This window comes from Pseudomonas sp. REST10, from assembly GCF_029542605.1.
In the GTDB taxonomy this organism is placed as follows: Bacteria; Pseudomonadota; Gammaproteobacteria; order Pseudomonadales; family Pseudomonadaceae; genus Aquipseudomonas; species Aquipseudomonas khazarica.
Genome location: NZ_CP035677.1, coordinates 4,869,655 through 4,883,612 on the forward strand (window position 1 = coordinate 4,869,655; position 13,958 = coordinate 4,883,612).

Genomic DNA, 13,958 nt, shown 5'->3' on the forward strand with positions numbered 1-13,958 from the left:
AGCAACATGCATGCAGAACTATAAGAAGATCCTGCTGGCCGCGGCCGCCACTCTGGCCTTCGGCACCAGCGCTGTCGCCGCTGACAAACTGAAACTCGGCACCGAAGGCGCCTACCCGCCCTTCAACCTGATCGACGCCAGCGGCAAGGTCACCGGCTTCGACGTGGAAATCGGCCAGGCACTGTGCGCCAAGATGAAAGCCGAGTGCGAAGTGGTTACCTCCGACTGGGACGGCATCATCCCGGCCCTGAACGCCAAGAAGTTCGACTTCCTGATCGCCTCCATGTCGATCACCGACGAGCGCAAGCAGGCCGTCGACTTCACCGATGCGTACTACACCAACAAGCTGCAGTTCATCGCGCCCAAGTCCGCCGACTTCAAGACCGACGAAGCCAGCCTCAAGGGCAAGGTGATTGGTGCCCAGCGCGCCACCATCGCCGGCACCTGGCTGGAAGACAACCTCGGCAAGGTCGTCGACATCAAGCTGTATGACACCCAGGAAAACGCCTACCTCGACCTGGCCTCCGGCCGTCTCGATGGCGTGCTGGCCGACACCTTCGTCAACTGGGAATGGCTCAAGAGCGATGCCGGCAAGGACTTCGAATTCAAGGGCGACCCGGTATTCGACAACGACAAGATCGGCATCGCCGTGCGCAAGGGCGACCCGCTGCGCGAGAAGCTGAACACCGCTCTGCAAGCCATCATCGAAGACGGCACCTACAAGCAGATCAACGACAAGTACTTCCCGTTCAGCATCTATTGATGACCTGAAGGCATTGCGCCGCCCACGCGGCGGCGCAACTGCCCGAGCCCTCCGATGATTTTCGAACTCCACGGATTCGGCCCCGCCCTGGCCGCCGGCACCCTGATGACCGTCAAACTGGCGCTGTCCGCGCTGTCGGTCGGTCTGGTGCTGGGCCTGCTGGGTGCGCTGGCCAAGACTTCGCCGTACAAGCCGCTGCAGTGGCTCGGCGGCAGCTACTCCACCATCGTGCGCGGCGTGCCCGAGCTGCTCTGGGTGCTGCTGATCTATTTCGGCACCGTCGGCCTGATGCGCAGCCTGGCCGATCTGCTTGGCGTCGAGAGCCTCGAGCTTTCCGCCTTCGCTGCGGGCACCATCGCCCTCGGCCTGTGTTTTGGTGCCTATGCCACCGAAGTGTTCCGCGGCGCCATCCTCGCCATTCCCAAAGGCCACCGCGAAGCGGGCCAGGCACTGGGCATGTCCAGCGGGCGGATTCTCTGGAAGCTGGTCCTGCCGCAGATGTGGCGCATCGCCCTGCCCGGCCTGGGCAACCTGTTCATGATCCTGATGAAGGACACCGCACTGGTCTCGGTGATCGGCCTGGAAGAGATCATGCGCCGCTCGCAGATCGCCGTGACCGCGAGCAAGGAGCCCTTCACCTTCTATATGGTCGCCGCCTTCATCTACCTGGGCCTGACCATTCTCGCCATGATCGGCCTGCATTTCCTCGAGAAGCGCGCTAGCCGTGGCTTCGTCCGGAGCGCCTCATGAACTGGGAAGTCATCATCAAATGGCTGCCGCGCCTGTCCGAAGGCGCGTTGCTGACACTCGAACTGGTGGCCATTGCCGTCGTGGCCGGCCTGATCGTCGCATTGCCCATGGGCATCGCCCGCGCGTCCAAGCACTGGTACGTACGCGCCCTGCCCTACGGCTACATCTTCTTCTTCCGTGGCACGCCGCTGCTGGTGCAGCTGTTTCTGGTCTACTACGGCCTGGCGCAGTTCGATGCCGTGCGCCATGGCCCGCTGTGGCCCTACCTGCGTGACCCCTACTGGTGCGCAATCATCACCATGACCCTGCATACCGCGGCCTACATTGCCGAGATCCTGCGCGGCGCCATCCAGGCCGTGCCGCAGGGCGAGGTCGAGGCCGCCCGTGCACTGGGCATGTCTCGGGCGCAGGCCATGTTCTACATCATCCTGCCGCGCGCCGCGCGCATCGGCTTGCCGGCCTACAGCAACGAAGTGATCCTGATGCTCAAGGCCAGCGCCCTGGCCAGCACCGTCACCCTGCTGGAACTGACCGGCATGGCGCGCACCATCATTGCCCGCACCTACCTGCCGGTCGAGATCTTCTTCGCGGCCGGTCTGTTCTACCTGGCCATCGCCTTTGTTCTGGTAAGGGCCTTCCGCCTGCTGGAACGCTGGCTGCGCGTCGACGCCTGCCAGGGTCGCTGAGCCGTTCGGGCCGTCCTTTGCGGACGGCCCCTCGCCCGTCACGAGCATCATGTCAGAGCCTTTCCTCACCTCCGGCGACCTGCTAATCCGCTTCCAGGCGCTGGACGGCTTCCTCCTGCAGCACCAGGACCTGTGGCGCCCCAGGCCGTTTCATCATCTGCAACTGCCCTGGGAGAGCCAGCTCCCCGAGCTCGCCAACTGGTTGCGCGGCCGCTCGCTGGAGCAGGCAGAGGCCGCCGACAATGCCCCCTACCAGCTCGCAGCACCCGCGCCCTTCGCCGAGCTGGCGCGCCAGGCGCGCGAGCTGAGCGCCCTGGGCGAACTGCCGAACGCAGCCGGCACACAGCGCTCGCACGCGTTCGGCGTCGATGTCCCCGGGCGCAAGATGGCGCAGATCCAGGCCTTCGCCAGCCACCTGTCGTTCGACCAGCGCCCGCGCCACTGGCTCGACTGGTGCTCGGGCAAGGGCCATCTCGGTCGCTGGCTGACCCAAGACGAGCAACGACTGACGTGCCTGGAGTACGACCCGGCGCTGGTGCAGGCCGGTGACCTGCTCAGCCGCCGCCTGGGCGTGCAGGCGGCGCATCTGCATCAGGATGTGCTCCGCGACGACGTCGCCGAGCGACTCGATGCCGGACAGACGCCCGTCGCCCTGCATGCCTGCGGCGACCTCCACGTACGCCTGCTGCAACTGGCCAAGCAGAAAGGCTGTACACAGCTGGCGGTCGCACCCTGCTGCTACAACCGCACTGCCGCCTCGCACTACCAGGCCCTGTCGCAGGTGGCGCAGGCATCGGCGCTGCACCTGTCACGTGACGACCTCGGCCTGCCGCTCAGCGAAACCGTGACGGCGGGAGCGCGCGTACGTCGCCAGCGCAACCAGTCGATGGCCTGGCGCCTGGCCTTCGACCTGCTGCAACGCCAGCTCAGGGGCGTCGACGAGTACCTGCCGACCCCCACTCTGCCCAGCGAGTGGTTCAGCAAGCCGTTCGCCAGCTTCTGCCAGGACCTGGCCGCACTGCGTGAGGTACCTGCTCCCGGCGAGCAGGACTGGCAGGCGCTGGAGGCCTGCGGCTGGCAACGCCTGGCCGAGGTGCGCAACCTCGAACTGCTGCGCAACCTGTTCCGTCGCCCGCTGGAGCTCTGGCTGCTGCTCGATCGCGCCCTGTACCTGCAGGAGCAGGGCTATGACGTGAAGCTGGGCAGCTTCTGCGACTACCAGCTGACCCCACGCAATCTGCTGCTGGTCGCCGAGCGCGCCTGAGTTGCACACAGAAGCTGTGGATAACTCTGTTGATGCTTTCTGGGCAAAAGCACCCAGCACCCGAGGGAGTTGCCCTGCGGACATCTGGCTATTTTTCGACCACAGAAATAAGTCGCAGAAAAACAAAGACTTGCGAAAAACCGTGACGAAGCGCACAGCAGCGGTGCGTACCGCTCGGCGATGCCTTCTCTTTGTGCATAAAAGAAGCGCTGCTGATAGCCAGGCCCGTAAACATGCGGCTTGAAGGTGGCTTTACTCGTGCCGACGAATGGATATAATGGCGCCCCCACTAAGCCGGTATAGCTCAGCTGGTAGAGCAACTGACTTGTAATCAGTAGGTCCCGGGTTCGACTCCTGGTGCCGGCACCATTTAGTATCAAAGGCCTGCTCTCATGCAGGCCTTTTTTGTTTTTACAGCGACCAGTCTTCTAGAACGGCTTCGGCTCCACATGCAGCTGGCGGGAGCGGCCGCAAGAGCACGAGGTAGATGTATGCGCATCCTGATCACCGGCGGTGCCGGCTTCATCGGTTCGGCCCTGATTCGCCACCTGATCCGGCAGACTGATCACGAGGTGCTCAACCTCGACAAGCTGACCTATGCCGGCAACCTGGAGTCGCTGGAGACAGTCGCCGACAGCCCGCGCTACCGCTTCGTGCAGGCGGACATCGCCGATAGCGAACAGGTCGCCGCGACGCTGGCCGAATTCCAGCCGGATGCGGTGATGCACCTGGCTGCGGAATCGCATGTCGACCGCTCCATCGACGGCCCTGCCGCATTCATCCAGACCAACATCGTCGGCACCTACAGCCTGCTGGAAAGTGTCCGCAGCTACTGGCTCGGGCTCGATGCCGAACGCCAGGCCGCCTTCCGCTTCCACCACATCTCCACCGACGAGGTGTACGGCGACCTGCACGGCGTCGACGACCTGTTCAGCGAGACCACGCCCTACGCACCCAGCTCCCCGTACTCGGCCAGCAAGGCGGCGTCCGACCACCTGGTGCGCGCCTGGCTGCGCACCTATGGCCTGCCGGTGCTGATCACCAACTGCTCGAACAACTACGGCCCGTACCACTTCCCCGAGAAGCTCATCCCGCTGATGATCCTCAACGCCCTGGCCGGCAAGCCACTGCCGGTCTACGGGAATGGCCAGCAGGTGCGCGACTGGCTCTATGTCGAAGACCACGCCCGCGCGCTGCTCAAGGTGGTCAGCGAGGGTCAGGTGGGCGAGACCTACAACATTGGCGGGCACAACGAGCAGAAGAATCTCGACGTGGTGCGTGCCATCTGCGCGCTGCTGGAAGAGCTGGCACCGCAGAAACCGGCTGGCGTTGCCCGCTACGAGGAGCTGATCACCTACGTGCAGGATCGCCCCGGTCATGACCTGCGCTATGCCATCGACGCCAGCAAGATCGAGCGCGAGCTGGGTTGGGTACCAGAGGAAACCTTCGCCAGCGGCCTGCGCAAGACGGTGCAGTGGTACCTGGACAACCTCGACTGGTGCCGCCGCGTGCAGGATGGCAGCTATCAGGGCCAGCGGCTCGGCGCACTTTAAGGAGTTTCAATGAAAGGCATCATCCTCGCCGGCGGCTCCGGCACGCGTCTGCACCCCATTACCCTCGGCGTGTCCAAGCAGCTGCTGCCGATCTACGACAAGCCGATGATCTACTACCCGCTGTCGGTGCTGATGCTCGCCGGCATTCGCGAGATCCTGATCATCTCCACCCCCGAAGACCTGCCGAACTTCAGCAAGATGCTCGGCGACGGCAGCCAGTTCGGCATCACCTTGCAGTACGCCGAACAACCCTCGCCCGACGGTCTGGCCCAGGCCTTCCTGATCGGCGAGTCGTTCATCGGCAGTGACTCGGTGTGCCTGATCCTCGGCGACAACATCTTCCACGGCCAGCACTTCACCGAGATGCTGCTGCGTGCCGCCAGCCACGACAGCGGCGCCACCGTGTTCGGCTACTGGGTCAGCGACCCCGAGCGCTTCGGCGTGGTGGAGTTCGATGCCGCTGGCAACGCGCTGTCGATCGAGGAGAAACCGGCCAAGCCGAAGTCGAGCTTCGCCGTGACCGGCCTGTACTTCTATGACAACGACGTGGTGCGCATCGCCAAGGCCGTCAAACCCTCGGCACGTGGCGAACTGGAGATCACCGATGTCAACAACGCCTACCTGGCCCGTGGCGATCTGCGCGTGGAGCGTTTCGGCCGTGGCTTCGCCTGGCTCGACACCGGCACCCACGACAGCCTGATCGACGCCTCGCAGTACGTGCAGACGGTGGAAAAGCGCCAGGGCCTGAAAGTCGCCTGCCTCGAGGAGATCGCCTACCAGCAGGGCTGGATCGACCGGGACCAGCTGCTGAGGTGCGCCAAGGCGCTGGGCAAGACCGGCTACGGCCAGTACCTGTACAAACTGGCGGAGGAATCGCAGTGAAGGTGATCGAGACCGCATTGCCGGAAGTGCTGATCCTGGAGCCCCAGGTGTTCGGTGACGAACGCGGCTTCTTCTTCGAGAGTTTCAATGCCAAGCGCTTCGCCGAGGCCACCGGCCTGCAGCGCGACTTCGTGCAGGACAATCACTCACGCTCGGCGCGCGGGGTGCTGCGCGGCCTGCACTATCAGCTGCAGCAGGCCCAGGGCAAGCTGGTGCGGGTCAGCGCCGGCGAGGTCTACGACGTGGCCGTGGACGTGCGCCGCAGCTCGGCGAACTTCGGCAAATGGGTCGGCGTACACCTGTCGGCCGAGAACAAGCGCCAGCTCTGGGTACCCGAGGGTTTTGCCCACGGTTTCCTGGTGCTGAGCGACTACGCCGAGTTCCTCTACAAAACCACTGACTACTACGCACCGGCCCACGAACGCTGCATCCGCTGGGATGATGCGCAGCTGGCCATCGACTGGCCGCTCGACGGCCTGACGCCACAGCTGTCGCTCAAGGACCAGCAGGGCGTGAGCCTGAGCGAGGCCGAGGCCTTCGCATGAAGATTCTGATCAGCGGCCACACCGGCCAGGTTGCCCAAGCCCTGCAGCACGCACTCGCCGACCACCAGCTGCTGAGCCTGGGACGCCAGGCATTCGATCTGGAGCAACCCGCCAGCCTGCGCGAGACGATCCTGCGTGAACGCCCGCAACTGCTGATCAACGCCGCCGCCTACACAGCCGTGGATCTCGCCGAGCAGGAGCCTGAACGCGCCTTCGCCGTCAACGCCGAAGCCCCCGGCGCCATGGCCAAGGCCTGCGCAGAGCTGGGTATCCCGCTGATCCACTACTCCACGGATTACGTCTTCGATGGCAGCAAGGACGGCGCGTACCACGAAGACGATGCCAGCAATCCGCTCGGCGTATATGGCGCGAGCAAGCTGGCCGGCGAGCAGGCCGTGGCCGCCAGCGGCTGCGAGCACCTGATCCTGCGCACCAGCTGGGTCTACTCGCGCCACGGGCGCAATTTCCTGCTGACCATGCAGCGCCTGCTGCAGGAGCGCGAAGAGTTGAAGGTGGTCGACGACCAGATCGGCGCACCGACCTGGGCCGGCAGCATCGCGGCTGCCAGCGCCGAGCTGATCCAGGCCTGGCAGCAGGGCAACCGCCACTGGGGCACCTATCACCTGACCAACCAGGGCCAGACCAGCTGGTTCGGCTTCGCTCAGGCCATCGCCGAGCACCTGCGCGCCGCCGGCAAGCCCTGCGCCAGGCTGCTGCCGATCCCCAGCAGCGACTACCCGACCCCGGCCCGCCGCCCGCTCAACTCGTGCCTGGACGGCACGCGCCTGGCGCACGACTGGAACCTGCGCCTGGCCGACTGGCGCCAGGCACTGCAACAGTGCCTGGGTGAAACGCCCTAGGCTTTCCGCACCGGATCACCCAGCCCCGCTTCTTTCACCCCTGCCCTAGGCGGTGAAGCGCTGAATCTGCTGCTGCAGACCACTGGCCAGTTGCGCAAGATCGCGGCTGGCCAGTGAGCTCTGCTCGGCACCGTTGACCACCTCGCCGATGCTGTCGTTGAGCCCGTTGATGTTCTGGCTGATCTCGCTGGCCACCGCCGTCTGCTCCTCGGTGGCGGCCGATATCTGCACGTTGCCGTCGGCGATGCCCTCGATGGCGAGCGCGATGTGATTGAGCACCTCGTCGGCCTCCCTGGCGTGGCTGACGCTGTTCTGCGCCTGCTCGCGCGACTGCTGCATGGCGCTGACCGCACTGCGCGCACCGGTCTGCAGGCCGTCGATCATGCTGCGGATCGACTCGGTGGCCTGCTGGGTGTTGCTGGCCAGCGCCCGCACCTCGTCGGCCACCACGGCGAAGCCACGCCCGGCCTCGCCCGCGCGCGCCGCTTCGATGGCGGCGTTGAGCGCCAGCAGGTTGGTCTGCTCGGCGATGCTCTGGATCACGCCCAGCACCTTGCTGATCTCGTCGCTCTGGTTGTGCAGGCTGTCGATCACCTTGCCGGCCTCGTCCACCGATGAGGACAGGCCGCGAATGGCATTCAGATTGGCCTGCACCAGATCGCGTCCCTGACGCGCCTCGCGGTTGGCATCGGCCGCGGCGCCGGCCATGTTCTGCGCATTCTGCGCCACCTCCTGCACCGCCACGCTCATCTCGTGCACCGCCGTGGCCACCATGTTGGTCTGGTCGCCCTGGCTGGTCGCGGCCTGGCTGGCCTGGGCGCTGATCGCGCTCATCTCCTCGGCAGCCGCAGCCAGTTGGGTGGCGGTCTCGGTCAGGTGACGGATCAACGCCTGCTGATGTTCGAGCAGGGTATTGAAGGCACGCGCCGTGTCGGCCACCTCGTCGCTGCCCTCGGCGTTGGCCCGCAGGGTCAGGTTGGCGTTCTCCTGCACCTCGCTGATCACACCGCGCAGGGCCGACAGCGGACGGATGATCGACAGGCCGATCACCAGGGCCACCAGCAGCACCAGCAGCAGCGCGACCACACCGATGCCGATGAAGGTGTTGCGCATCGACTGGTACAGCTCGCCGGTACGAACCCCGAGTTTTTCCCCCTCGCTGAGCTGCAGGGCGATCAGCTGCTCCAGCTCGCTGCCGAGCGGATCGAAGGTGCCGTACAGCTCGCGGTTGAAGGTGCGCGGCTCGATCGCCCGCAGCTGGCCGCCATCGAGCTTGCCCATGTACTGGTCCACCAACTGCTGCACCTGCTGCAGGTCGACGCGTACCCGTTCGACCCTGGCCTTTTCGTCCGCGGTCATGTTGGTCGCCAGGTAGGCCTTCCAGGCCTGGTCGCCGCGTTGGCGGGCCGAGGCCATGGCCTCGCGCAGTTTGGCCTCGTCGAAGAGTTCGGCGCGGTATTTGTGCAGGGAGTCGACGATGGTCACCGCGTAGGCGTCGGCGAAGACCTTGAGCTGGCTGACCGGCTGCATCCGGTCCTTGAACAGTTCCTCGAAGCTCTGGTTCAGCCGGCTGGCGTTGTTCACCGCCATGCCGATCACCAACACCAGCACCACCAATGGCAGCAGCGCGAGGAACAACAAACGCATACGAACGGTGAGTCGTGACAGCATGGCTGTTCTCCTGCAGGACAACGCGCATGTATCGTCCCTGCGGAGCGCAACGGGTGGCCCATGGATCCCTGGCACCACCAGACAACAGGCATCCTCTCGGCAGCAGATGCACGCGACCCGACCTCGCCGGGCCACGAACACGCGCACTTACCGATGGCGCTAAGTTACAGTATCGACCATATCCTGAATTCTGCATCGGCCGTCGCCCGCCCACCTTCAACAGTCATCTTCCATGCCCAGGCCTCCCCATCCCCGTCGTCTCCGCTGGCGCAGCCTGCTGCTGCTGGCCCTGCTGCTGGCGCCCCTGCTGTGGCCGGTGCACTTTCTCGCCGAACGCTACTACCGCGGCGTGCTCACCGAGCAGAACCGCCAGACGCTGGACCTGTACGTGGCCAACCTGCTCGGTACCCTGCGCCGCTACGAGGTGCTGCCGCAGATCCTCGGTGACCTGCCGGGGCTGCGCGCCGCCCTCTATGCACCGCAGGACCCGGCCGCGCTGGACGACGCCAACCGCCTGCTGGCGCGCATTCGCAAGCAGACCGGGGCCGACGTGATCTACCTGATGAACCCGCGCGGCGTCACTCTGGCGGCCTCCAACTGGGATCAGTCCGACAGCTTCGTCGCGGGCAACTTCGCCTTCCGCCCCTATTTTCGCGAGGCACTGGCCGGGCGCCTGGGGCGTTTCTTCGGCCTGGGCACCACCTCCGGCAAGCGCGGCTACTACTTCGCCTACCCGGTACGCGATGGCGAGCGCAACATCGGCGCACTGGTGGTCAAGGTCGACCTGGACCACACCGAAACGCTGTGGGGCAACACCCCGGAGCAGCTGATGGTGACCGACATCAATGGCGTGGTGATCCTCACCTCGCGCCCGGACTGGCGCTTTCACGCCAGCCGCCCGCTGGACCGCGCCGAGCAACTGGCGATCGCCGCCAACCAGCCCTACCCCACGCAGGCGCCGCCGGTGCTGGACCTCGACCCCGGCGCCTGGCTGACGCAGAGCCGTGCCCTCGATGAGACCGGCTGGACAGTGAGCATCCTCGCCCCGCACATCCTGCTCGACCGCCCGGTGCGTACTGCGGTGGCCGTCGGCGCCGCCGCCCTGCTGGCCCTGTTGCTGCTGCTCGGCCTGATGATGCAACGCCGTCGCCACTACCTCGAACGCATCGCCTTCGACACCCAGACCAAGGCGGACCTGGAGCAACGGGTGACCGAACGCACCCAGGACCTGGAACTGCTCAACAGCCGCCTCAAGCAGGAAGTGCTGGAGCGCGAGCAGGCCCAGCAGGAGCTGGTACGCGCCCAGGACGAACTGGTGCAGGCCGGCAAGCTGTCCGCGCTCGGCACCATGAGCGCCAGCATCAGCCACGAACTCAATCAGCCGCTGGGCGCCATCCGCAGCTATGCCGAGAACGCCAGCACCCTGCTCGACCACCAGCGCAGTGACGACGCGCGCGCCAACCTCAGGCTGATCAGCGAACTGACCGAGCGCATGGCGTCGATCATCGCCCACCTGCGCGCCTTCGCCCGGCGCGACCGCCATGCGCCCGAGCGCGTCGCCCTGCAGCCCGCGCTGGACGATGCCCTGTCGCTGCTGGCCAAGCGGCGCAGAAGCATGGATGTCGAGCTGATACGCGACCTGCCGGACGCCACGCTGTGGGTCCAGGCCGGCGAGACCCGGCTGCGCCAGGTGCTCGGCAACCTGCTGGGCAATGCCCTCGATGCCCTGGTCGACAAGGCGCCGCCACGGCGGATCTGGATCAGCGTCGAGCAGCAGGCCGATCATCTCGACCTGCTGCTGCGCGACAACGGCCCGGGGTTCTCCGCCGAATCCCTGGCGCGTGCCCGCGAACCCTTCTTCACCACCAAGACCAGCGCCCAGGGCCTGGGGCTCGGCCTGGCGATCTGCGAAAGCCTGGTACGCGCCCTGGACGGCGAGCTGCTGCTGGCCAATCATCCGGCTGGCGGCGCGCTGATCACCCTGCGCCTGCGCCTGGCCAGCCCAGGCGTCAACCTGCAACCTTCAGAGGACCCCTCGCCATGACCAGCGACAGCGCCATCGACAGCCGCATCCAGGTATTGCTGATCGACGACGACGCCCATCTGCGCCAGGCGCTCAGCCAGACGCTGGATCTGGCCGGGTTCAAGGTCCTCAGCCTGGGCCATGCCCAGGGCCTGGCCGCGCGCATTCCGGCCGGCTGGCCGGGCGTGGTGGTCAGCGACATCCGCATGCCCGGCATCGATGGCCTGGAGCTGCTGCAGCAGCTGCGTGAACGCGATGCCGAACTGCCGGTGCTGCTGATCACCGGCCACGGTGACGTACCGCTGGCCGTGCAGGCGATGCGCGCGGGCGCCTATGACTTCCTGGAGAAGCCATTCGCCAACGATGACCTGCTCGACAGCGTGCGCCGGGCACTCGAGCTGCGCCGTCTGGTCCTGGATAACCGCAGCCTGCGCATGGCGCTGACCGACCGCCAGCAGCTGGCCAGCCGCCTGGTTGGCCAGTCGGCGGCCATGCACCGCCTGCGTGAACAGATCGGCGCCCTCGCCGGCATCGCCACCGATGTGCTGATCCTCGGCGAGACGGGTGCCGGCAAGGAGGTGGTGGCGCGCGCCCTGCACGACCTGTCCAACCGCCGCAACGGCCCCTTCGTCGCCATCAACGCCGGCGCGCTGGCCGAATCGGTGGTCGAAAGCGAGCTGTTCGGCCATGAGGCCGGCGCCTTCACCGGGGCGCAGAAACGCCGCATCGGCAAGTTCGAGTTCGCCAACGGCGGCACCCTGTTCCTCGACGAGATCGAGAGCATGAGCCTGGACGTGCAGGTCAAGTTGCTGCGCCTGCTGCAGGAGCGCGTGGTCGAGCGCCTCGGCGGCAACCAGCTGATCCCGCTGGATATCCGCGTCATCGCCGCGACCAAGGAAGACCTGCGCCAGGCCGCCGATGCCGGGCGTTTCCGGGCCGACCTCTACTACCGCCTGAATGTCGCACCGCTGTCCATTCCGCCACTGCGCGAGCGCGGCGAAGATGCCCTGCTGCTGTTCCAGCACTTCGCCGATGGCGCCGCCGCACGCCACGCCCTGGCCTCGCGCGAGCTGCAGCCCGGGCAGCGCGCGCTGCTGCTGAGGCATCCATGGCCGGGCAACGTGCGCGAACTGCAGAATGCCGCCGAACGCTTCGCCCTCGGCCTGGAACTGGCGCTGGACAGCAACGCGCCGAACCTGCCACCGGTCAACGGCGGCCTCAGCGAACAGGTGGAAGCCTTCGAGCGCGCCCTGATCGCCGCCGAGCTGAGCCGCCCGCACGGTTCGCTGCGCAGCCTGGCCGAAGCCCTCGGTGTGCCGCGCAAGACCCTGCACGACAAACTGCGCAAGCACGGTCTGAATTTCTCCGGCGCTGGCGGAAGCTCGCCAGAGGATTTCGACTGACTGGCGGCAAACCGCCAGATTCATCCGCCCTGACAGCGCCGCAAGCGCCTCGAAAGCCCCCGGCCACGCTTGGCCAGAGGCCATCGAGGCCGCTGGCGATGGGCTTCTGCGCGCTTGTCATGCGCCTGCCACAGAGGCCTGGCACAAGGGTTGCTCTAGACTTGCCCCAAGCGAACCCACAAGTACAAGTCCAGGCCTCGCTGACGCCACCGGCGTTTTTCTCCAAGCCGCCTAGACTTGCTCTTGTCCGTTCGTCAGCAGCGCCCCGGCGCCAATGCGATAAACACAACAAGAGGAAGCATCCGCATGTTCAAACTGACTGCCAAGGCGCTGGCTTGCGCCCTGTCCCTGTCCATCGCTGGCGTCGTTCACGCCGCCGACCCGATCGTCATCAAGTTCTCCCACGTCGTTGCCGAGCACACCCCGAAGGGCCAGGGTGCCATGCTGTTCAAGCAACTGGCTGAAGAGCGCCTGGGCGACAAGGTCAAGGTCGAGGTCTACCCGAACTCCTCGCTGTTCGGCGACGGCAAGGAAATGGAAGCGCTGCTGCTCGGTGACGTGCAGATCATTGCCCCGTCCCTGGCCAAGTTCGAGCATTACACCAAGCAACTGCAGGTATTCGACCTGCCGTTCCTGTTCGACGACATGGCTGCGGTCGATCGCTTCCAGAAAGGTCCGGAAGGCCAGAAGCTGCTGACCTCCATGACCGACAAGGGCATCACCGGCCTCGCCTACTGGCACAACGGTCTCAAGCAGCTGTCGGCCAACAAGCCGCTGCGCGAGCCGAAGGACGCCCGTGGTCTGAAGTTCCGCGTACAAGCTTCCGCCGTACTGGAAGAGCAGTTCAAGGCCGTGCGCGCCAACCCGCGCAAGATGAGCTTCGCCGAGGTCTACCAGGGCCTGCAGACTGGCGTGGTCAACGGTGCCGAGAACCCCTACTCGAACATCTACAGCCAGAAGATGCACGAAGTACAGAAGTACATCACCGAGTCCAACCATGGCCTGCTGGACTACATGCTGATCACCAACACCAAGTTCTGGGACGGTCTGCCGGCTGACGTACGCGAAGAGCTGGACAAGATCATCGCCGAGGTCACCGTCGAGGTGAACAAGCAGGCTGACGCCCTCAACCAGGGTGACAAGCAGCGCATCCTGGACGCCGGCACCACCGAAATCCTGACCCTGACGCCCGAGCAACGTGGCCAATGGCGCGACGCCATGCAGCCGGTGTGGAAGAAGTTCGAAGGCGAAATCGGTGCCGACCTGATCAAGGCCGCCCAAGCCGCCAACCAGCAGTAAGGCCGGAGAGCCGTAGGGTGGGCAGTATCGCCAGATACTGACCCACCTCGGCGTCCTGTACGCCGACATGCTGCACATGGTGGGTCGGCCACGACCGCCCCACCCTACGCCCTTTCCATTCGGGAGACCCGACCATGAACGCCTTGCGGCGCGCCTGGGAGCACTTCGAGGAAGGCTTCATCGCCTTTCTTCTCGCTGCCATGACCCTGATCACCTTCGTCTACGTGATCCTCAACAACTTCTACACCCTGTTCTACTG

At 65.7% G+C, this 13,958-nt stretch carries 12 protein-coding genes, 1 tRNA gene and 1 pseudogene; 13 read left to right on the forward strand and 1 reads right to left on the reverse strand.

Annotation, left to right across the window (positions count from 1 at the left end):
• Window positions 1-10 precede the first annotated feature (10 nt).
• From EWH21_RS23030 to rfbD, 9 genes are all read left to right on the forward strand, one after another.
• On the forward strand, window positions 11-763 hold the full coding sequence (locus EWH21_RS23030) for an ABC transporter substrate-binding protein (RefSeq protein WP_047586557.1): 753 nt from the start codon (window positions 11-13) through the stop codon (window positions 761-763).
• 54 nt (window positions 764-817) lie between these two features.
• The gene (locus EWH21_RS23035) at window positions 818-1,513 is read left to right on the forward strand and encodes an ABC transporter permease (RefSeq protein WP_277699416.1); all 696 of its coding nucleotides are present in this window, start codon (window positions 818-820) and stop codon (window positions 1,511-1,513) included.
• Complete coding sequence (locus tag EWH21_RS23040; protein WP_047586493.1) at window positions 1,510-2,199, forward strand: ABC transporter permease; 690 nt, start codon at window positions 1,510-1,512, stop codon at window positions 2,197-2,199. Before EWH21_RS23035 ends, EWH21_RS23040 begins: the two co-directional genes overlap by 4 nt.
• Before the next feature lie 49 nt (window positions 2,200-2,248).
• Window positions 2,249-3,463, forward strand: a complete 1,215-nt coding sequence (locus EWH21_RS23045; RefSeq protein WP_277699417.1) for a methyltransferase — start codon at window positions 2,249-2,251, stop codon at window positions 3,461-3,463.
• Between the two features lie 293 nt (window positions 3,464-3,756).
• A tRNA-Thr gene (locus EWH21_RS23050) sits at window positions 3,757-3,832 on the forward strand.
• Between the two features lie 122 nt (window positions 3,833-3,954).
• On the forward strand, window positions 3,955-5,016 hold the full coding sequence (gene rfbB, locus EWH21_RS23055; protein WP_277699418.1) for a dTDP-glucose 4,6-dehydratase: 1,062 nt from the start codon (window positions 3,955-3,957) through the stop codon (window positions 5,014-5,016).
• A gap of 9 nt (window positions 5,017-5,025) precedes the next feature.
• The gene (gene rfbA / locus EWH21_RS23060; RefSeq protein WP_134676361.1) at window positions 5,026-5,898 is read left to right on the forward strand and encodes a glucose-1-phosphate thymidylyltransferase RfbA; all 873 of its coding nucleotides are present in this window, start codon (window positions 5,026-5,028) and stop codon (window positions 5,896-5,898) included.
• Window positions 5,895-6,443, forward strand: a complete 549-nt coding sequence (rfbC, locus tag EWH21_RS23065) for a dTDP-4-dehydrorhamnose 3,5-epimerase (RefSeq protein WP_277699419.1) — start codon at window positions 5,895-5,897, stop codon at window positions 6,441-6,443. The genes rfbA and rfbC overlap by 4 nt, the downstream gene beginning before the upstream one ends.
• Entirely contained in the window at window positions 6,440-7,303 is an 864-nt protein-coding gene (gene rfbD, locus EWH21_RS23070; protein ID WP_277699420.1) for a dTDP-4-dehydrorhamnose reductase, read from the forward strand. The genes rfbC and rfbD overlap by 4 nt, the downstream gene beginning before the upstream one ends.
• A 45-nt stretch (window positions 7,304-7,348) precedes the next feature.
• Here rfbD and EWH21_RS23075 read toward each other — a convergent pair whose 3' ends face one another.
• Window positions 7,349-8,974 carry a methyl-accepting chemotaxis protein gene (locus EWH21_RS23075; RefSeq protein ID WP_277699421.1) on the reverse strand — a complete coding sequence of 542 codons (1,626 nt, stop codon included), beginning with the start codon at window positions 8,972-8,974 and terminating at the stop codon, window positions 7,349-7,351.
• A gap of 232 nt (window positions 8,975-9,206) precedes the next feature.
• On the opposite strand from EWH21_RS23075, the gene EWH21_RS23080 reads away from it, so the two are divergent.
• From EWH21_RS23080 to EWH21_RS23095, 4 genes and pseudogenes are all read left to right on the forward strand, one after another.
• Window positions 9,207-11,018, forward strand: coding sequence for an ATP-binding protein (locus tag EWH21_RS23080; RefSeq protein WP_047586019.1), 1,812 nt, complete (start codon window positions 9,207-9,209; stop codon window positions 11,016-11,018).
• Window positions 11,015-12,400, forward strand: coding sequence for a sigma-54 dependent transcriptional regulator (locus EWH21_RS23085; protein ID WP_037055349.1), 1,386 nt, complete (start codon window positions 11,015-11,017; stop codon window positions 12,398-12,400). Before EWH21_RS23080 ends, EWH21_RS23085 begins: the two co-directional genes overlap by 4 nt.
• 306 nt (window positions 12,401-12,706) lie before the next feature.
• Window positions 12,707-13,699 carry a C4-dicarboxylate TRAP substrate-binding protein DctP gene (gene dctP / locus EWH21_RS23090; protein ID WP_037055351.1) on the forward strand — a complete coding sequence of 331 codons (993 nt, stop codon included), beginning with the start codon at window positions 12,707-12,709 and terminating at the stop codon, window positions 13,697-13,699.
• 134 nt (window positions 13,700-13,833) lie between these two features.
• A pseudogene (locus tag EWH21_RS23095) lies at window positions 13,834-13,958 on the forward strand (C4-dicarboxylate ABC transporter); the annotation flags it as partial.